The 19,891-nt window shown below is 70.8% G+C and carries 12 protein-coding genes and 1 pseudogene; 7 read left to right on the forward strand and 6 right to left on the reverse strand.

Features of this window, described 5'->3' with window-relative positions; translation table 11 throughout:
* The first annotated feature begins 116 nt into the window (after positions 1–116).
* Positions 117–1,460 (forward strand): zinc-dependent metalloprotease, encoded by a 1,344-nt coding sequence (locus V3W46_RS00565; RefSeq protein ID WP_331781130.1) that lies wholly within the window; start codon positions 117–119, stop codon positions 1,458–1,460.
* A 280-nt stretch (positions 1,461–1,740) separates the two neighbouring features.
* Positions 1,741–2,355, forward strand: a pseudogene (locus tag V3W46_RS00570) (hypothetical protein); the annotation flags it as partial.
* On the opposite strand, the gene V3W46_RS00575 reads toward V3W46_RS00570, so the two are convergent.
* Entirely contained in the window at positions 2,327–4,141 is a 1,815-nt protein-coding gene (locus V3W46_RS00575) for an ATP-dependent helicase (protein WP_331781131.1), read from the reverse strand. The pseudogene V3W46_RS00570 and the gene V3W46_RS00575 sit on opposite strands and share 29 nt — an antisense overlap.
* Positions 4,135–5,157, reverse strand: coding sequence for an NAD(+) diphosphatase (gene nudC / locus V3W46_RS00580; protein ID WP_331781132.1), 1,023 nt, complete (start codon positions 5,155–5,157; stop codon positions 4,135–4,137). The genes V3W46_RS00575 and nudC overlap by 7 nt, the downstream gene beginning before the upstream one ends.
* Before the next feature lie 62 nt (positions 5,158–5,219).
* Between nudC and V3W46_RS00585 the strand changes: the two genes are divergently transcribed.
* Positions 5,220–6,272, forward strand: a complete 1,053-nt coding sequence (locus V3W46_RS00585) for a phosphotransferase (RefSeq protein WP_331781133.1) — start codon at positions 5,220–5,222, stop codon at positions 6,270–6,272.
* A gap of 191 nt (positions 6,273–6,463) precedes the next feature.
* Here the strand turns inward: V3W46_RS00585 and V3W46_RS00590 are convergent, their stop codons facing one another.
* Positions 6,464–9,772 carry an ATP-dependent DNA helicase gene (locus V3W46_RS00590; protein WP_331781134.1) on the reverse strand — a complete coding sequence of 1,103 codons (3,309 nt, stop codon included), beginning with the start codon at positions 9,770–9,772 and terminating at the stop codon, positions 6,464–6,466.
* Entirely contained in the window at positions 9,769–13,530 is a 3,762-nt protein-coding gene (locus tag V3W46_RS00595; RefSeq protein WP_331781135.1) for an ATP-dependent DNA helicase, read from the reverse strand. Before V3W46_RS00595 ends, V3W46_RS00590 begins: the two co-directional genes overlap by 4 nt.
* Before the next feature lie 163 nt (positions 13,531–13,693).
* Between V3W46_RS00595 and V3W46_RS00600 the strand changes: the two genes are divergently transcribed.
* Together V3W46_RS00600 and V3W46_RS00605 are read left to right on the forward strand one after the other, a co-directional pair.
* Positions 13,694–13,918: a DUF3107 domain-containing protein gene (locus tag V3W46_RS00600; RefSeq protein WP_331781136.1), complete on the forward strand. Its 225-nt coding sequence runs from the start codon at positions 13,694–13,696 to the stop codon at positions 13,916–13,918.
* Positions 13,919–14,013: 95 nt separating this feature from the next.
* Entirely contained in the window at positions 14,014–14,331 is a 318-nt protein-coding gene (locus tag V3W46_RS00605; protein ID WP_331781137.1) for a hypothetical protein, read from the forward strand.
* Positions 14,332–14,470: 139 nt separating this feature from the next.
* Here the strand turns inward: V3W46_RS00605 and V3W46_RS00610 are convergent, their stop codons facing one another.
* Positions 14,471–15,187 (reverse strand): ferritin-like fold-containing protein, encoded by a 717-nt coding sequence (locus V3W46_RS00610; RefSeq protein ID WP_331781138.1) that lies wholly within the window; start codon positions 15,185–15,187, stop codon positions 14,471–14,473.
* A gap of 555 nt (positions 15,188–15,742) precedes the next feature.
* On the opposite strand from V3W46_RS00610, the gene V3W46_RS00615 reads away from it, so the two are divergent.
* Positions 15,743–17,476 carry a DEAD/DEAH box helicase gene (locus V3W46_RS00615; protein WP_331781188.1) on the forward strand — a complete coding sequence of 578 codons (1,734 nt, stop codon included), beginning with the start codon at positions 15,743–15,745 and terminating at the stop codon, positions 17,474–17,476.
* Between the two features lie 50 nt (positions 17,477–17,526).
* The gene (locus V3W46_RS00620) at positions 17,527–18,837 is read left to right on the forward strand and encodes a DUF445 domain-containing protein (RefSeq protein WP_331781139.1); all 1,311 of its coding nucleotides are present in this window, start codon (positions 17,527–17,529) and stop codon (positions 18,835–18,837) included.
* A gap of 86 nt (positions 18,838–18,923) precedes the next feature.
* Here V3W46_RS00620 and V3W46_RS00625 read toward each other — a convergent pair whose 3' ends face one another.
* On the reverse strand, positions 18,924–19,856 hold the full coding sequence (locus V3W46_RS00625; RefSeq protein ID WP_331781140.1) for a PHP domain-containing protein: 933 nt from the start codon (positions 19,854–19,856) through the stop codon (positions 18,924–18,926).
* Positions 19,857–19,891: the final 35 nt, after the last annotated feature.

The following is a 19,891-nucleotide window of genomic DNA, read 5'->3' on the forward strand; positions in this document are numbered from 1 at the left end:
CGATGGGCCACGAAGTAGCGTAGAAGTCGAGGCTGATAGGCACCATGGAGACAACTGGGGCTTCAGCCACATGGCCGTATGAACGCCGTGGCCGACCGAAGACGTGGAGAAGCGCAGTGAGCGACGAAGACAAGAACCCCGAAGACGAGTTCACAGAGATGCTGCGCCAGTTTCTCTCGGGCAACTCCGACCTCGACCCGTCGAAGCTGGCGAGTGCCGCCGGTCTGCCCTCCGACCCTGCCGCCGTGGCACAGCTGATGCAGCAGTTGCAGAAGGCGATGCAGCACACCGGTGACGGCGTCGACTGGAAGGTGGCCCTCGAGGCCGCCCAGGAGATCGCCGCGAAAGACGCGGTGGTCATCTCGCCCGCGAGCCGGTCGGCCCTCGAGCAGGCCCTGCACGTCGCCGAACTCTGGCTCGACGAGGTGACCTATGTGGCCGAACTCGCCGCCACGCCGCGGCTGCTCAGCCGCAAGGAGTGGGCCACCGCGACCATGCCGGTGTGGACCCAGCTCGCCGAACCCGTCGCCCTCAGCATCGCCGACGCCCTCACCCGCGTGCTCAAGGAGCAGGCCCCCGAAGAGCTGTCGGGCATGATGGCGAGCGCGAGCCAGCTGATGCGCAACATCGGCGGTGCGCTGTTCGCGATGCAGCTGGGCCAGGTGGTCGGCCAGCTCTCGACCGAGGTGGTCTCGGGCGGTGATGTGGGCATCCCGCTGCTGAGCGAGCAGCAGGCCGCGCTGGTGCCGCAGAACCTCGACGCGTTCGGCGAGGGGCTCGACATTCCCGTCGACCAGGTTCAGCTCTACTTATCCGTGCGCGAGATCGCGCACGCCCGGCTGTTCAGGCACGCGAAGTGGCTGCGACTGCACATGATCAGCTCCATCACCGAATTCGCGCGCGGCATCTCGATCGACACCGACCGGCTCGAGGAGCTGGCCTCGGGCTTCGATCCGTCGAACCCCGAAGAGCTGCGGCAGGCGATGGTGAGCGGGGCCCTGATCCCGCCGAAGTCAGACAGCCAGCTGCAGGCCCTGGCCCGCCTCGAGACCACCCTGGCGCTCGTCGAGGGCTGGGTCGACGTGGTCACCGCGGCGGCCACCGTGCGCCTGCCGAAGCGCGACGCCGTCGCCGAGACGGTGCGCCGCCGCCGGGCCACCGGCGGTCCGGCCGAGTCGGCCTTCTCCACGCTGGTCGGGCTCGAGCTGCGGCCGCGCCGGCTGCGCGAAGCGGCCGCCATGTGGCAGGCCGTGACCGACGCCGTGGGCGCCGAGATGCGCGATTCGCTGTGGTCGCACCCCGACCTGGTGCCGACGTCTGACGACATCGACGACCCGGCGGCGCTGGTGGCGCGGCTGCTCGCAGGCGTACCCGAGCCCGACGAGATGGATCAGGCGATCGAAGACTTCTTTCGCGAGGAGGAGGGCGGTGGCGCGGGTGACGAGCCCAACCCGGTGTGACCTCATCCCGGCGCCGACAGGAGCCTGTGGATAACTCCGGGGGCTGATTCGGCTGCGGGTGCAGCATGGTCGCATGACCGCGATGCTCTCCCCCACATCCCCTCCACCCGCCGCCCACGCCACCTACCGGCTCGACCGGCGGTACCCGGTCGTCTGGCGATCACCCAGCTCGGTGCAGATCGGCGTCGACCACGCACGCGTTCGCCTCGACGACGTCTCCCGGGCCGACGAGGCGATGCTGCACGCCCTCAGCGTCGGAATCGGCGCTGAGGGGCTCCGGATGATCGGCGACGCGGCGGGCGCGAGCCCCGCCGACGTGACGCGGTTCGTCGAGCGGGTTCGCCCGGCCCTCGATTCGGCGCGTGCATCGCCGTTCGCGGGCGCCGACATCCTCGTCGACGGATCCTCGGCCGGGGCCAGCGCACTGCGCCGCCTCTTCGCCCAACTGGTGGCAGAGGCCGAGACCACCGCGCGATCCCGGCCGACTGATGCGGGTGCGCAGCCCGAGCTGGTGGTGATCGTGGCGGCGTGGGCCATCAGACCAGTGGTGGCCGCCCGGTGGCTGCGGCTCGACGTGCCACACCTGCCGGTGGTGTTCGGCGACCACGAGGCGCGCATCGGTCCACTGGTGCTGCCGGGCGACGGGCCGTGCCTGCACTGCGTCGAACGCTGGGCTGCTCAGCGGGATGAGGCGTGGCCGGCCATCGCGGGCCAGTTGATCGGGCGGGCGGCTACCGCCGAGCATCCGCTGCTCGTCGCCTCGGTCAGCGCCATCACTGCACGGCTGGTGCGCAGCCACTTCGCCGCCGACGGCCGCGGGCTGCGGGCGGGGGCCGTCGTGCACGTCAACGCCGCGAGCGGGGCGGTCACCGAGAGCGCGCGGGCCGTGCATCCGGAGTGCGCGTGCCGAGCTCTTCCAGAAAGCGGGAACGGGCGCGTGACTGCGAGCGCGTCGCACCTGTCTCTGCCCACGAGAGGGCGAGCCGTTGACGCGCGCGGGTGATGCCGACGTAGAGCAGCCTGCGCTCTTCGTCGACCTGCTCGAGCGTGCTGGCGTACGAGATGGGAACGAGGCCTTCGCTGAGACCGGCGATGAAGACCACGGGCCACTCCAGGCCCTTCGCCGAGTGCAGGGTGGCGAGCGTGACCGCCGAGATGGTCGGTTCGTGCTGCGCCGCCTGGCGTTCGAGGAGTTCATCGGTGAAGGCCCGGAACGTGGTTCGAGGCGGCTGCTGTTCGGCGAGGCTCATCAGCGCGTTCAGCGACTCCCAGCGGTCGCGCGTGGCGCCGCGGCCCTCTGGCGGGCTCTGCGACCAGCCGAGCGAGCGCAGAACGTCGCTGACCGACTTGAAGAGCGGTTCGCCCGAGATCGACACCGACGCCGCGCGCAGCGACATGACCGCCTGCTTCACCTCGGGCAGATCGAAGAAGCGCTGGGCTCCGCGGATCTGGTAGGTGACACCCGCCTCGGCGAGGGCGCCTTCGAGCGCGGCGGCCTGCGCGTTCATGCGGTAGAGAATCGCGACGTCTTCGGGTTTGGTTCCGTCGGCGACGAGCCGGGCGATCGACTCGGCGATGCCGCGTGCCTCGGCCGCTTCGGAGGCGTAGGCGGTGAGCGTGGGGGCGGCGCCGGTGGTGGCCGGTGCTGCAGTCTTCGTGGCGGTGGCGGCGGTGGTCGCGGGGTGCGTATCGCCGAGAGAGGCAGGAGCAGGGTCGGCGGGCGAGGCAGGAGCGGCGGCGCGCAGGCTCAGGGCTCCCGTGCGGCCGCGCATGAGGCGGTTCGCGGTGTCGACGATGGCGGGGGTCGAGCGGTAGTTCTGCTCGAGTTTCACGATCGTGGAATCGGGGTACGTCGACGCGAACGACAGCAGATAGTCGGCGCGGGCCCCGGCGAACGAGTAGATCGTCTGGCTGGCATCGCCCACCACGCAGAGTTCGCGCCGGTCGCCCAGCCAGAGGGTGAGCAGGTGCTGCTGCAACGGCGACACGTCTTGAAACTCGTCGACGGTGAAGAAGCGGTACTGCTCGCGAACCTGCATCGCAACCGAGGGTTCCGACTCGATCATGCCGGCCGTGGCCAGCAGCACGTCTTCGAAGTCGAGCTGGCGGCGTTCGTCTTTGAGCCGCTCGTATCCGTGCTGCAGGTCGATGACCTGGTCGACGCTGAGGTTTCCGGGCTGCGCGCGCGACGTGCGAGCCGCGAGCTCGTACTGGGCGATCGACAGGTTCGAGATCTTGCGCCACTCGATCTCTGCCGCGAGGTCGCGCAGCGAGGCGGTGTCGACCCGCAGCTTCAGCTGCTCGGCGACCTGGCCGAGCAGCCGCGCCTTGCCCTCTACCAGGCGGGGCACCGTGCCACCCACGACCTGCGGCCAGAAGAAGTTCAGCTGGGCGAGCGCCGCAGAGTGGAAGGTGCGGGCCGAGACTCCACCGGCGCCGAGCGGCCGCAGTCGCGAGCGCAGCTCCGAGGCCGATCGCGACGTGAAGGTGAGAGCCATGACCTTGTTCGGCGCGAACACCCCGGTCGCGACCCCGTAGGCGATGCGGTGCGTGATCGCCCGGGTCTTGCCGGTGCCGGCGCCGGCCAGCACCGCGAGCGGGCCGTGCAGGCTGGTGGCGACGCTGCGCTGATCGTCATCGAGCCCCTCCAGCAGGGCTTCGGGTTCGCCCGCGGTCACCACGACGGTGCGGGAATAGGCCCGCCGTACCAGTGCTCGATGATGGCGCGCGCGATGGATGCTCCACCGGGCAGCAGCGGGGCGGTCGCCGGGTCGGTGAGGTCGGCGCGGCTGAACCACCGCACGTCGAGAATCTCTTCGCCGTCGGGCAGCAGGGCATCCCCGGCCGTCGCGGGGTCGACCTGGGCCAGGAACCCGCACATCAACGACGCCGGAAAGGGCCACGGCTGCGATCCGAGGTACTGCGGCTCGAGGATGCGCACGCCAGACTCTTCGAAGACCTCGCGAATGGTGGCGGCCTCGAGCGACTCCCCCGGCTCGACGAACCCGGCGAGCAGCGAGTACCGGTTGTTCTCCCAGAGGGCGTTCGAGCCCAGCAGAATGCGGTCGTCGCCGTCGACGATGCCCACGATGACGGCGGGGTCGGTGCGTGGAAAGATCTCGATGTCTTGCACCGGGCACCGGCGAACCCAGCCGCCGGTCTCGACGACGGTGGCGGCGCCGCAGCGCGGGCAGTGCGTGTGCGAGCGGTGCCAGTTCAGAATGCCGAGCGCCTCGGTGAAGGCGCCGGCGTCGCGGTCGCCGAGCGCCTGGGCGCCCTGGCGCAGGTTGACCCAGCGCGACTCGTCGGGTTCGAGGGCCCGCGCGTCGTCGTCAGAGAGAGATGCCGCCACCAGTCTCGTTCCGACCGGTTCGGCCGTCTCGGCCGACAGGTTCAGCCCGAGGTAGACGCGTTCTTCGGCCTGCGGAATGCGGGCCGGCGGCAGGAAGGCGAGCGCTGCGGTCGGGGCTGCAGTGGTGGCTGCAGTGGTGGCCGGCGTGTCAGTGGATGGCGTGGTGCCCCAGTCGTCGGCGTCGGCGGCGCCCGACGCGAGCAGGGCCTGGCCGTTCCAGATCGGCAGAACCCGGGTGGTCTCGTCGGCCCACAGCGTGTCGAACAGGCCCGGCAGCACCCGAGAGGCGTGATCCCGGTCGATCTCGAAGCGCGACAACGGCAGAGAGGCGAGCAATGTCTTCACGGGGTTGACCAATCATGCGTGGCGAAAGCCATCTGGCGAAGAAGCCAGCCCTACCCTGAAGTATGGCCAGATCTCCTCTCACTCTAGCCGCGCTCGCCACTGCGGCAGTCGCTGGCCTCGATGTCGTCTCCACCGCTCCGCTGACCACCGGCCAGGGCGGCCGCTTCGACTCGGCGCTGCTTACCGTGCGGGGCGGAGACCAGCTCGCGGTGCGCGTTCCGACCAGCCGCGAGGCCGAGATCGAGCAGTCGGGCGACCTCGTCGCCCTGCGCGCGCTCACCGGCGGATCTCGCAAACGCCTGCCGTTCGAGGCGCCCGAATTTCTCGGCCAGGCCGCCATCGGCGACACCCGGGGCATCGTCTACCGGTACATTCCGGGTCACCCCGCCAGCCTCGAGAGTCTCGACGTGAGCGTCGAGCTCGCCGAGTCGTTCGGCCGGGCGATCGCGGCCGTGCACTCGCTGCCCACCTCGGTGATCACTGACGCCGGGCTGCCCGTGCTGAGCGCCGCCGAGTCGGCGCGCGCCGCCCGCTCGGTCAAAGACCGCGCGGCCGCCACGGGCCGGGTGCCCACCGAGCTGCTGACCCGCTGGTCGGTCGCGCTGGAGAACAGTGCTCTCTGGCAGTTCCAGCCCACGGTCATCCACGGTGCTCTCGGCCCCGAGTCGTTCCTCATCGCGGGCGAGCGGGTCACGGGCATCCTCGACTGGTCGAACTTCAAGGTGGGCGACCCCGCCGCCGATCTGTACTGGCTCAGCTCGGTCTCGCGCGAAGAGTCGGCCACTCGCGTCTTCGCCGGCTACAACGCCGGCCGTCTCGGCCCCGTCGATCGCCAGCTGCGCAAACGCGCCCGCCTCTACGCCGAGCTCGAGATCGCCAAGTGGCTCGTGCACGGCTCCGACCTGCGCGACGGTTCCATCATCGAAGACGCGGTCGCCATGCTCACCGGTCTCGCGACCACGGCCCAGGCCGACCTGCTCAACCCGCTCTCGACCGACACCGGCCGCGTGATGGCGGTCTCCGAGGTCGAAGAGATGCTCAAGAGCACGCCTCGCCCCGAGCCGGTTGCAGCGCGCGACCACGCCAACGCGGCGCGCATCTCTGACGACGACTGACCCGCTGGCGCCGGGCGCGCCCGCTTGACCGGCGACAGGCACCCGTCGCCCGCACGGCGACAAGCGCGCACCCCCCTCACCGGCGACAGGTACCCGTCGCCCTCACGGTGACGGGCATGCGCCCCTCACCGGCGACAGGGCGCGCGCTCGATTGCCGACCCATGCCCGTGCGGCCACCGTTCGCTCTGCGATCAGCCCGCGGTGCGCTGCCACAGGTCGAGCAGCTCCTCCTCCGAGTAGACGCGCACGGGCGTGATCACCTCGTCGACGGCCACGAAGTAGAAGACCGCGTCGATGAGGTCGGGGTCGATGCCCTTCCACTTCGAATAGGCGAGCCGGTACAACGCGAGCTGCAGCTGCTTCACCTCGAGGTCGTCGGCGTCGGCGGGCGCCCGGCCCGTCTTCCAGTCGACGACCTGGTACCGGTCGCCCTGCCTGAACACCGCGTCGATCTTGCAGACGATGATGTTGGAACCCAGCACAAGGTGGATCTCCACCTCGACCTCCTCGGGCTCGATGCCCGCCCACGGCGAGGCCTCGAACGTCTGCTGCAGTTTCTCGAGTGCCACCTCGTCGGCGCGTTCCGCCGCGGCGCCCCCGTCGATCGCGCCGGGCAGGTCGTCGTCGAGTTCGACCGCCGACGCATCGAGCTGTTCCGACCCGCCGACCACCTTGTAGCGGTGTTCGACCCACGAGTGAAAACGCGTGCCCAGCCGCGTCTGGCGGTACGGCCGCTCGGGCATGGGCCGGCGCAGCTGGCGGGCCACGGCGGCCGGATCGGTCACGTAGTCTTTGAACCTCGACGCCGCGACACGGGTCGGGATGCCCGGCTGCTCCCCCGCCAGCGCCTCCTGTCGTTCGGCCAGCAGCAACTCGATCGTTCGCGACCAGGGCGTCTCGGCATGCTCGTCGGCCCCGACCACCGCTGCTGCCGCCGCCAGCACACGGGGCGCCCGCGACCCGAGGGGGTCGAGCGGCCAGGGAACGAGGAGTTGCGCGGCGGGCAGAGGGTTCGTCTCGTGGTGCGCCGACTCGGGCAGGGTGTCGTCGATGAGGCCGCGCTCGGCGAGCTCGCGCAGAAAAAGCCCGGGCTTTCGCGCATTGACCTGGGTCGACCAGAATGAGCCGGTCAGCAGCAGGCTCTCGCGGGCACGGGTGACCGCGACGTAGATCAGCCGGCGCTGCTCTTCGGCGAACCGGTCGACGACGTCGTTGGTGAACGAGTCTTTGGCGGCCCCGAATTCGGCCTGGGTCGTGACGGTGCGCCACGGCAGAAAGGGCAGCTCGGCCTCGTCGCCGCGAAACTCGTAGGGCAGCTCGCCGAACGCCAGCCAGCCCTGCTTGCTCTGGGGCTTGCCGGGCAGTTCGTCTTCGACCATGCGGGGCACGACCACCGAATCCCACTCGAGGCCCTTCGACCCGTGAATGGTCAGAATCTGCACGGTGCCGGGCTCGGGGTCGTCTGACTGTGGCGACAGGCGGTCGCGCTTCTCTGCCTCCTCCAGCCACGAGAGGAACGCGCCGAGGCCCGCCGTCGGGTCGGCCGCCACGAACGCGCTGATCTGCTCGGCGAAGGCGTCGAGGCTGGCGCGGCCCAGGTACGAGCGTTCGTTCGCGGCCACCTCGATGTCGAGCAGCAGCTCCTGCGTCACGAGGTTCACCAGGTCGAGCAGGTCGAGCCCGGTTCGAGTGCGCAGAAAGGCGAGCTGCACCCCTGCCGCGCGCAGGCGCGCCAGGCCCGCCTCGGTGAACTGGTCGAGCATCCAGTGCCCCTCGCGGGCCGACGCGATGAAGTCGAGGGCGTCGACGAGCGAACGCCCCTCGTCGGGCGCCACCGACTGACGCAGCCTGGCCTTCACATCGGCCGAGAGCTGGGAGAGCTTGTGGTCGTGCTCGGCCAGCCGCGACGCGAGCCGGCTCAGGGCGTGGATGTCGCGCACCCCGATGCGCCAGCGCGCGCCCGAGAGCAGCCGCACCAGCTCAGACTCCGCACCCGGATAGTAGATGACGCGAAGAGCGGCCACCAGGTCGGCGATGGCCGGCTCGTCGAGCAGGCCGCCGAGCCCCAGCACGTGGAACGGCACGTTGCGGTCGTTCAGCGCGGTCGTGAAGGCGTCGATCTTCTTGATCGAGCGGCAGAGCATCGCCGCCGAGCGTTTCTCGCCCTTCGCGTTCGGCACCGACAGCTGCTGAGCAAGCCAGTCGGCCACGGCAGCCGCCTCGTCGTTCACGGTCTCGGCGTAGACGGCGTCGAGGATGCCCGGGCCTGCGCTCTCGCGTGCCTCGAGCCGGTGCACACTGACCGGCGACGCCGCCGTGAGCGGGGCGACCAGGGTGTTGGCCGCGTCGAGCACCCGAACCGGATTGCGCCAGCTCGTCGACAGCGCGAACCCGGCGGCGCCGTTCTTCGTGCCGGTGAAGTCTTCGGCGAACGTGGCCAGATTGGCCGCGCTGGCCCCTCGCCATCCGTAGATCGACTGGTGCGGGTCACCCACGGCCATCACCGGATGCCCGTGGAACAGTCGCGCCAGCAATCGGGTCTGCACCACCGAGGTGTCTTGGTATTCGTCGAGCAGCACGACGCGATAGCGCCGACGGTACTCGTCGACCACCCGCGGCACCCGGTCGGTGATGGCGAGCGCCAGGGCGACCTGATCGGAGTACTCGACGAACCCGCGCCTGACCTTCTCGGCGGCGAACTGTTCGGCGATGCTCACCAGCACCGGCAGGGCCGACACGGTGGTTGCAGCGTCGGTGAGCGCGCGGTTCGGAGTCGCCGCCTGCGCGCCCTTCTTGCGGGTGGGCAGCAGAGTGAGGCTCACGAAGTCGTGCGCCATGGCGATGACGTCAGCCGGGTCGACCACGTTCTCGCTCATCGCCCGGCTGAGCGTCAGCACGGCCTCGGTGATCGAGTCGAGTGAACGGTCGATGGCGAGAAGCCGGTCATCCGTGCTCGCCGTCACGAGCCGGCGAGCCAGCTGCCAGGCCGACGCCTCACTCAAAATGCTCGAGTCGCCCTCGCGCCCGATCAGCAGCGCGTTGTCGCGGAAGATGGTGTTGGCGAACGAGTTGTAGGTGGCCACGGTCGGTGCGTCGAAGGGGTCGAAAACGAGGTCGGTCAGCGCGGCCGCCGAGAGTTGATCGATGCGCGAACGGATGCGTTCGGCGAGTTCGCCCGCCGCCTTGCGCGTGAAGGTCAGGCCGAGAACCTCGCTGATGGAGACGTGGCCGTTGGCGAGCAGCCACACGACGCGGTTGGCCATCGTCTCGGTCTTGCCGCTGCCTGCTCCGGCGACGACGATGCTCGGGCCGAGCGGGGCCTCGATGACGGCGCGCTGCTGGGGGGTCGGCGGTGGCAGGCGCAGGGCGTCGGCGATGGCGAGAGCGCTGATGCTGCCGGAGGCAGAGGCGGAGGCAGAAGCAGAGGCGGAGGCCGTGCCGGTACCGGGGGCCGTGCCGGCGGCGGAAGTGATGCCGGGGGCCGCGGGTGTGCCGGTCACGCGCTGACCGCCTTCACGAGGTGGATGCGGTAGGTCCAGCGGCCGTGCGGGTCGAACTCGTCGAGCCCCTCGCGCCCGGGGAACACCGACCCCGCCATTCCGGTCGCCGCCGTGGTGATGCGTTCGCGGAACGCCGCCTCGGCCTCTTCGGTCAACGGAGCCTGCAGCAGCAGCCTGTACTGCCGCTTCTTCGAACCTGAGCCCTGGCTGCCGGAGACATAGAGCAGCAGGGCGCCCGCGCTCTGCACCGCGTCGGCGACGACCTCCGGCAGGCTGGTGGCGGCCTCGGCCAGCGCTAGGTTCTCGGCCTCGTCGTCTGCCACAACGGCGGCCGCGTCGCCCACGCCAGCCGGTGCTTCGCCCACGGCGCCCGTTGCACCGGTGTCGGCGTCGGCCGCGCCGGTGACGGTGTCGGCTGCACCGCTGACGGCGTCGGCCGGGTCGCCGATGGCGTCGGCTGCGTCGCCCTCCATCGCGGCGAGCTCTGCATCCACGGCAACCCCGGCCACGCCCTGGGCGGCCCCCGGTGTCGCGACCGCCTCGACCGCGCCGCGACCGACCAGGCTGCCGGTGAGGGCGAGCTGGTAGCTGCCGAGCTGCGCGTGCCGCTCGAGTTCACGGGCGGCCGGAGCAGACTTGCCGGTCTTCAGGTCGACCACGCTCACCAGGCCGTCGGGCCCACGTTCGACGCGGTCGACGGTTCCGCGCAGGCGGGCCGGGCCCACCTCGAGCACGAAGCTCTCTTCGCCGCCCAGCAGCTCGGCGCCCGATCGTTCGAAGTCGCGCAGGTACTCCGACAGGCCCTTGATCTTGTCTTCGGTGCGCAGCCGCTCACGCTCGCCCAGCCAGGGCGACTCGAAACGCAGCTCGCCCCAGCGGGCATCCAGTCGCTGCCAGAGCCCGGCCTCGCTCAGGTCGGGCTGCTGCTCTTTCGAGACCTCCTCCATCACCGAGTGCAGCAGCGTTCCGATGTTCGCGGGCAGCCCGCTCGTGCCCCCCGACACCCGCTCGATGAACCACGCCAGTGGCGACTTCTCGAACGTGTCGAGCTTCGACGGCGACACGTCGACGGTCGCCTCGGGGTCGGTGAGGTCGACCAGGTCGTCGAGCGTCGACGGCTCGAGCAGCCCGTACCACGACTGCGGATGCGCGCCCGGCACACCCTCCGCGGCCAGCCGTGCCAACGCGGATGCCGCACTCGGGTCGCCCGTCTCGACGAGCCTGCGCCGCAGCACCCCCACGAGCGCCCGCAACGACAGCGGATGCGCAGAGGTGTCGTACACCGCCCCAGGTACATCCTCCCGCCGCCGGCTGTCGGTGGAGTGGCCCGCAGGGATGCCGGTGTAGGTTCCGGTGCCGGCGGACGCGGCGGGCGGCGTGTCGGAGACTGTCGTGCCGTCACCGAAGCCCGCATCACCGGCGCCCGTGTAGGTGGCGGCCGATGTCTCGGAGACTGCCGCCGCACCACCGGTGCCCCCGCCACCCGGTGCCCCCGGCACCGGCAGCACGAGCCGGGTGAACGGCGAAGGCTGCTCGTCGTCGTTGAACACGGCGCTCAGCACGACCTGCGTTCTGGCTCGCGAGGCGGCGAGCACGAACATGCGCAGCTCGTCGCCGAGCACCTCGGCGCGTTCGTCGATGTCGCGCGACGGCCGGGCCGCCACCACGTCGCTCAGCCGGTCGGGGTGAAGCAGCGAGCCGCGCAGCCGCAGGTTCGGCCATACCGACTCTTGCAGTCGGGCGATGACCACGACTTCGAACTCTGCGCCGATGACGCCGTTCGGGGTCGAGACCACGACCGCGTCGCTCGCCGACCTCGGCGACAGCGAGTCTTCGGCGACCTCGGCCTCGAGCACCCCGACGAAGAAGTCGGCCGCGGGCCGGTTCGGCGTGCGCTCGACGAAGCGCTTCGCGGCCGTGAACACTCCGACGACACCGTCGAGGTTGCGGTTCGCCTCGTCGGCGAGGATGCCCGTGCCCTGCGACTGCTCGAACCACGCCGGGCCGAGACCGCTCGCGCTGAACAGCTGCCACAGCAGTTCTTCGGCACTCGCGCCCTGCTCGGCCAGGCCGCGAACGCTGTGCAGGTTCGCGGCCAGGCGTGCCACGCGCCGGGCCGGCGCCGAACCGATGGTGGCGAGCCTGCCGGGGTCGGCGATCGCCTCGCGCAGCAGGTCGTCGGCCGAGCGATTGCCGTCGCCGGCGAGCTCCTCCTGGCGGAGCGCGAGGCGCAGGCGGCGCAGCGACACGGCGTCGAGGCCGCCGAACGGCCCCAGCAGCAGGTCGGTGAGCCGGTCATCCGTCAGTTCGAGCGCGCCGGTCGCGATCAGAACGGTCGTGATGAGCTGGCGCGCTGCGTAGTCGTCGCGCAGGGCGAGGCCGCCCGTGACGGAGCTCGTGGGAACCTCGGCGAGCGCCAGCCCGCGCGAGACCGATGACAACAGAGCGCCGGAGCGCACGACGACGGCCATCGCGCTCCACGGAACGCCCCGCAGCAGGTGGTGCTCACGCAGCACCTGGGCGATCTGGGCCACCTCGGCTGCCGCCGACGTCGCGTACAACCGCCGCACGGGCTCCACACCCGCAGCACCGAGCTCAACACCCGCAGCACCGAACTCAACACGCACGGCACCGGGCTCGACACCAGAAGCACCGCGGTCGACACCTGCAGCACCGGGTTCGCCCTGCACCGCCCGCTCGCCCTCACCCGTCGTCTGCCCACCGGGCTCGGCCGCGCCGGCCCTTGCTACACCGGCCTCGGCCCCGCCCACCGCACGCGCGGCACGCTGGCGACCGGCCGCAGCCGCGCCGATGCGCGCGGTGGCTCGATCGATGAGCGAGCGGATGCCCGTTGCATGCCGGTAGACCGTCGACAGGTACAGCGGCTCGGCCACCGGCACCGCCAGCACCGACCCGAGCCGCCCGAGGCCGTCTTTCTCGGCCCCGCGAAAGCTCGTCGTGGCCACATCGGGATCGCCGAACGCGATCACCGCCACCCCACGCCGGGCCAGGGTCGAAAGGAAGTTCACGGCGCCCGCCGCCAACTCCTGGAAGTCGTCGACGACCACGAGGCGTACCCCGGTGAGGGCAGCGGCACCGCCGCGCACCACCGCGAGCCGTGCGGCCGCGATGAGCTCTGCCGAGTCGAGGTGCGCGTCGTCGAGCCCGGCCACCACGCTGCCGTACTCGGCGGCGAACCGGCCTGCGGCGACCCATTCGGGTACGTCGTGCTGGCGCCCGAGGGCACTCAGCTCGTCGGGCGAGACGCCGTCTTCGGTCGCGCGCATCATCAGCTCGCGCAGCTCGGTACGAAAACCGCGCAGAGCCCTCACGTCGGCCGTCAGCGGGTCGGGCCACACGGGCCCGGTACCGTCGGCGAGGTGCCCGGCGAGGATCTCGGCGATGATGCGGTCGTGCTCGGCGCCGGTGAGCAGTGTGGGTGCGGGCGCCCCCGCTGCCACCGCCTCGGTCTGCACGATCTGGAAGGCCAGGGAGTTCACGGTGCGGGCGAGCGGACCGTTCGTCGGCACCCCGATGCGCAGGGCGAGCCGATCGCGCAGGCGCGTCGCCGCGAGACGGGTCGAGGTGAGCACCACGACCTCAGACGGGCGATACCCCCGCACCATGATGCGGTCGGCGACGAGCTCGACCAACGTGCGGGTCTTGCCCGAGCCGGGCGCGCCGATGACCGCCACGGTCACGTCGTCGGCCAGGTCGACGACGGCCTGCTGCGAGGGGTCGAGCGCCGAAGAAGTCACGAGTGCAAAGGTAGCGCCCCCCGCCGACACCGGCACGCACGCAGCCGTGTTCGCTCACGGCGAGGGCGGGTTGGGCCGTGCACGCGCTGCCGGGCATCCGACCTGCCGTACTCTTCTTGGGTGGGCTACGCCCTCGACACGTCAACATCGAAAGGCACGTGAAGTGGAAATCCGCATCGGCATTGCACAATCTCCCCGCGAACTGAGCTTCGAGTCGAACCAGTCGCCCGAAGAAATCGAGAAGACGGTCTCTGAGGCCCTCGCCACCGGTACGGGCCACCTCTCGCTGAAAGACAGCAAGGGCAAGCTGTACCTGGTACCCGTCGCCGGCCTCGCCTACGTCGAGATCGGCTCGGAGGAGAGCCGCCGCATCGGCTTCGTCGGCTGACCGACCGGGCCTCGCACCTTCTGATCGGCTGAGGGCCGGCGACCACGAGCAGATCGTGGTCGCCGGCCCTTCGTCGATCGGCTAAGTTCACCTGTATGGAACTGCTCTTCATCGTCTTGGCCGGCCTGATCATGGGCGGCATCGCGCGGTACCTGTTTCCCCTGCGCGAGACGCACGGCGTCGTGCTCATGCCAGCGGTCGGCGCCATCACGGCCGCGATCATCTGGGAGGTTCTGACCTGGCTCGGCTGGCCCTACGACGGCGGCTGGATCTGGGTCGTCACTCTCATCGTCACCGCCCTCGTCGTGGCGATCACGCCGCCGGTTCTGGGCCGCAGCCGCCGCGCGCACGACCGCGCGCAGCTCACCGCCCTGCTGGCCCCCTCCGCCCGCGGCACGAAGGCGCGCGCCTGAACCGGATGCCCGCGGCTACGCCGTGAGCCCCAGCCCGTCCTGAAGACGCACGCGGCGTCGGGGCGGGTGCCAACGGCTACGCCGTGAGCCCCAGCCGGGCCGAAAGACGCACACCACGTCTCGGGGCGGGCGCGCGTGACTACGCCGTGAGCCCCAGCCCGTCCATGCGGCGGCTGTGCTTGGCGATGAGCTCGGTGAAGACCGGCTCGATGCGCTGCTCGTCGGTGCGCACGTTTCCGCTGTGGTGGATGGCCGAGCGCGCCAGCAACAGGGTGTCGCCCACCAGGCGCCGACCCCACAGCGCCAGCCGCGACCCCATCGTCGCATCTTCGGCGATCGCGTCGGCCAGCAGCGTCTCGATCACGTGGCGCCCCGAGTCGGCCTCGATGATGCGTGCGGCCTTCTGCCCGGCGTCGCCGTCGATGCCCGCCGACAACAGAATGAAGAAGTCGTCGAGAATGCCGGCGGTGAGGTACACGCTCGCCAGCGACTCGTACCAGTCTGCCCCGCGGATGACGGCGGCGTACTCGTCGATCGCCGGTGCGAACGAGGCCATGATCACGGCCGGGTCGTCGACGAGCTTGCGCAGCTCGACCACGAGGCGCTGGTGCTTCTCGAGGGCACTGCCCGACGCCGGCCCGAGGGCCTCCTTGGCCCCGACGCTGGGTGCGAGCATGAGGGCCCGGGCGAGCGCTTCAAACGCGGCGAGCTGGATGTACGCCGCCTGCCCGAGGTACGACACCGGCTCGGGCGTGAGCTCGGCGAGGTTGACCCGCAGCGACGCGTCGGGGGTGCGCCGCGGTTTCAACCGCGGCACCTCGAGGCGCGCCGCAGGGCGCTTGAAGACGTCGAACACACGGCAAGTGTACCGGCTGGTGCTGGGAGCCGGAGCGGCCGTCTCGGCCCCTCATGCCGCATCGGGAATATGCCGATGCACGCCGCACCCCCTGCGCCAGCGGCGGCAGAGGCGGATGCACGGCTAAACTAGTGGCAACCCTGACACGAATCGGGGCCTCTACGCCTCGCCAGGCGCCATCGCCGGCCGCACCACCGCTGCACGAATCACGCTGCTGCTCACGACCGTGTTGTCCACAACACGTCGCGCAGCCGGCGCGCAGCACCAGACCTCTCCACAGGCGTAGCCCACATCCATGACAGGGCAGCACACGTGACTTTCACCGACCAGAACACCGACACCCCCGACAATACCGACGGCATCCAGCCCGACGGCATCGAGCCCGACGGCATCCAGCCCGCTGAGTCGGCTGAGATCGACCTCGCGGAGATCGACCTCGCCGTGATCGACGCAGCCGAGACCGACCCGTCTGAAGACGACCTCATCGAGATCGACTTCGTCGCCCCCGACCCGCTCTCCGAGGCGGCCCCCGTCGTCGAGACCACCTTCGGCGACCTGAAGGTCGAGCACGACCTCGTCGACGCGCTGGCCTCGCACGGCATCCTGCACCCGTTCCCCATCCAGGTGCAGACGATTCCGCTCGGCCTCGAGGGGCAAGACATCATCGGCCAGGCCAAGACGGGCACCGGCAAGACGTTCGGCTTCGGCCTGCCGCTGTTGCAGGAGCTCGGCCCGAACCCGGCGCCCGGAGTGCAGGCGCTCGTGGTCGTGCCGACCCGCGAGCTCGCGGTTCAGGTCACCGAAGACCTGCAGCTCGCAGCCAAGAACCGTCCCACCACCGTGATCGCCATCTACGGCGGCAAGTCGTACGAGGGCCAGATCGAGCAGCTCAAGGCCGGAGCGCAGGTCGTCGTCGGAACCCCCGGCCGCCTGCTCGACCTCGCCGGCCAGCGGCTCCTTTCGCTTTCGAACGTTCGCGTCATGGTGCTCGACGAGGCCGACAAGATGCTCGACCTCGGCTTCCTCGCCGACGTCGAGAAGCTGTTCGCCCAGACCCCGGCCGGCCGCCACACCATGCTGTTCTCGGCCACGATGCCCGGCCCGGTGGTCGCGCTCGCCCGCCGGTTCATGAGCCGGCCCATCCACATCCGCGCCACCGACCCCGACGAGGGCCTGACGCAGGCGAACATCAAGCACGTCGTATACCGCGCCCACAACCTCGACAAAGACGAGGTCATCGCGCGCATCCTGCAGGCCAACGGCCGGGGCAAGACGGTCATCTTCACCCGCACCAAGCGCGCGGCCGCCCGTCTCGTCGAAGAACTCGGCGACCGCGGCTTCAACGCCGCCGCCGTGCACGGCGACCTCAACCAGGAGCAGCGCGAGCGCGCGATGGCCGCCTTCAAGGCCGGCAAGCGCGACGTTCTGATCGCCACCGACGTGGCCGCGCGGGGCATCGACGTGAACGACGTCACGCACGTGATCAACCACACCATCCCCGAAGACGAGAAGACCTACCTGCACCGCGCGGGGCGCACGGGCCGGGCCGGCAAGACCGGCATCGCCGTGACGTTCGTCGACTGGGATGACCTGCACAAGTGGGCGCTTATCAACCGCGCCCTCGACATGGGCCAGCCCGAACCGGTCGAGACCTACTCGTCGTCGCCCCACCTCTTCACCGACCTCGACATTCCCGCCGGAGTGAAGGGGCGGCTCAAGCCCACCCCGGCCGCGAAAGGTCCGGAGGCCGCGAGCAGCCGACCGCCCCGCACCGGGCGCGACGGTGGTTCGGGCCAGGGCGGCGGTCGCTCACAGGATCGCGACGGCCGCGGGCAGAGTTCGCGCAACGCGCACGTCTTGCAGAGCGGTTTCGCGGGTGCGGCCACGGGTTCGGGCCAGAATTCGGCCGACGACGCCGCGGGCAGCCAGGATGCCACCACCGAGGCCGGCGCGCGGCCGGCGCGCTCGCGCAACCGCCTTCGTAGCCGAGGCGGCAATGGCGCACAGGCCGGCGTCGGCGGCGCCACACTGAGCGGCGCCGATCAGGATTCGTCGTCTGGCCGGTCGACGGCTGTCGACGGCGGCGGCATGGCGGGCAGCACCACCGCCGTGAGCTTCTCGGGCGGCTCTGGCACGGGCGACGGTTCGACCGGCACGGCGCAGGGCGCGGCATCCGCTGCCGGTGGCTCGGAGCATGGCGCACCCGCGGCCGGCCACGAGCACCACGACGGCAACAGCGCCCCGCGTCGCAGAAGCCGCTCGCGCAACCGCGCGCCGCGCGCCGAGTAGTCTGCCGGGCCCCGTCGAGTGCACGAGCGTCGAGACATGAGCACGACAGCATGAGTACGGTCGACTCCGAGGGAGTCGTGTTCACCGTCGCGCCCTCAGGCGGGCTCACGCCCGCCGAGCAGGCGAAGCTACATGCGCTGCGACGCATGAAGCTGCTGGCCACCTCGCTGCTCGTGCTGATGGCGGTGATCTTCGCGGTGTCGTTCGCCCTGCAGGGCCGCTACCCGTGGCTGCAGTACGTGCGGGCCGCGAGCGAGGGCGGCATGGTCGGCGCCCTGGCCGACTGGTTCGCGGTGACGGCGCTGTTCCGGCATCCGCTCGGCCTGAAGATTCCGCACACCGCGATCATCCCGACCCGCAAAGACGAGATCGGTGCGAGCCTCGGCGAATTCGTCGAAGAGAACTTTCTCTCTGAGGCCGTGGTGCGAGACAAGCTGGCCTCGGTCGGGGTGTCGCGCGTGGTCGGCGGCTGGCTCTCGACGCCGAAGAACGCCAAGCGGCTCGCCGACGAGCTCGCGAACGCGGCGCAGGGCGCCCTGACGCTGCTCAGCGACGACGACATCCGCGCGGTCATCGAGAGCCTGGCGCGCACGCACATCGTCGACCGCGACTGGTCTCCCGACGTCGGGCTGCTCGCCGAGAAGATCGTGGCGTCGGGTCGCCACCACCTCGCGGTGAACCTGCTGGTCGACCGGGCCGGCGAGTGGCTCGAACAGAACCCCGAGGCGTTCACCGAGCTCGTGTCGAAGCGCCTGCCGAGCTGGGTGCCGTCGTTCGTCGATCGCCTGGTCGACGAGCGCGTGTACTACGAGGCCGTGAAGTTCGTGCGGGCCGTGCAGACCGACCCCGACCACCGCCTGCGCCTCGCCCTCGACGACTACCTGCGCCAGCTGGCCACCGACCTGCAGCACGATCCCGACATGCGGGGCCGGCTCGAAGCGGCCAAGTCTCAGCTCATCGACGACCCGCGGCTGCGCGAGATCGCCTCGCTGGCCTGGGAGGCCCTCAAGGATGCCCTCGTGGCCTCGCTCGCCGACCCTGAGAGCGCGCTGCGCCAGACCGTCGAGTCGACCCTCGTCGACACCGGCCGGCGCCTGCAGACGGATGCCCTGCTGGCCTCGAAGGTCGACGCCTGGGTCGCGAACGCGGCCGCACACGTCGTGGCGACCTACCGTCACGACATCGCGGCGGTCATCGCCGAGACCGTCGAGCGGTGGGACGGCGCCGAGACCAGCCAGAAGATCGAGCTGCAGGTCGGGAAAGATCTGCAGTTCATCCGCATCAACGGCACCGTCGTCGGCTCGCTCGCGGGCCTGGCCATCTTCACGGTCGCGCAGGCCGCGCTCGCCCTCGCCTCCTGAGCCAGCCGAACGCGTCACGCGGTGCGCGACCCGGCGCCATCAACCAGGGGTCAGACCGTGCGCGCCTCGGCGCCGTCGACGAGGGGTCAGACCGTGCGCGCCTCGGCGCCGTCAGCGGGGTAGGCCGGCGACGAGCCCGACACCTCGGCACCGTAGACGGGCGACCAGCCCGTGGCCCGGGCGATGATCTGCTCGAGCACCTCGGGCGACGTCGAGTTCTCGCCCAGGCGGTTCGGCTTGCCGGCGCCGTGGTAGTCGCTCGACCCGGTGATCGCGAGACCGAACTTCGCGGCGAGCTCGTACAGCCGCTCCTTGCCGTCGGGCGTGTTCTGCCGGTGCCCGATCTCGAGGCCGAACAACCCCGCGTCGACGAGCAGCCGTAGCCGCGCCTCCGACACCACGCCCGAACGGCCGTTCGTTCCCGGGTGCGCCAGCACCGGAACTCCCCCGGCGGCCACCACGAGTTTCACGCCGTCGAGCGGCGTCGGCGCGTAGTGCGGCTGGAAGTAACCGGCCCGCCAGTGCAGAATGCCCTGGAACGCCTGGCTGCGCGTCTCGGCCAGCCCCTTCGCCACCAGAGCGTCGGCGATGTGCGGCCGCCCCACTGTCGCACCCTCTGACGTCTGGGCCACGACATCGCCCCAGGTCAGATCGTAGTCACGGCCGATGCGGGCGACGATGCTCTCTGCGCGCTTCAGCCGGGCATCCCGAATCGTCTCGATCTCGGCCGCCAGCGCGGCATCGGCCGGGTCGAACAGGTACGACAGCACGTGCACGCTGGCGTGCTCGAGGCGCGTGCTCAGCTCCATGCCGGGAATCAGGGTGATGCCGACATCGTGGGCCGCCTGGGTCGCCGACGCCCAGCCCGCGGTGGTGTCGTGATCGGTCAGTGCGAGCGCCGCGAGTTCGGCCCTGGCCGCCGACCGAACGACCTCATCGGGCGTCTCGGTGCCGTCTGACACGCTGCTGTGCGTGTGCAGGTCGATGGCGCCTGCGTTCGGCGCGGTCTGGTCGGGCATACCTCATCGTATGCCTGACCGGGCAGGTGGCTTTC

Origin of the sequence: Subtercola sp. YIM 133946 (assembly GCF_036553535.1) — a bacterium.
Classification (GTDB): domain Bacteria; phylum Actinomycetota; class Actinomycetes; order Actinomycetales; family Microbacteriaceae; genus Subtercola.

Coding starts and splice junctions, on each gene's coding strand:
- V3W46_RS00620 (WP_331781139.1), top strand. CDS start 17,527: ATGAGTACGGTCGACTCCGAGGGAGTCGTGTTCACCGTCGCGCCCTCA.
- V3W46_RS00625 (WP_331781140.1), bottom strand. CDS start 19,856: ATGCCCGACCAGACCGCGCCGAACGCAGGCGCCATCGACCTGCACACG.
- V3W46_RS00585 (WP_331781133.1), top strand. CDS start 5,220: ATGGCCAGATCTCCTCTCACTCTAGCCGCGCTCGCCACTGCGGCAGTC.
- V3W46_RS00605 (WP_331781137.1), top strand. CDS start 14,014: ATGGAACTGCTCTTCATCGTCTTGGCCGGCCTGATCATGGGCGGCATC.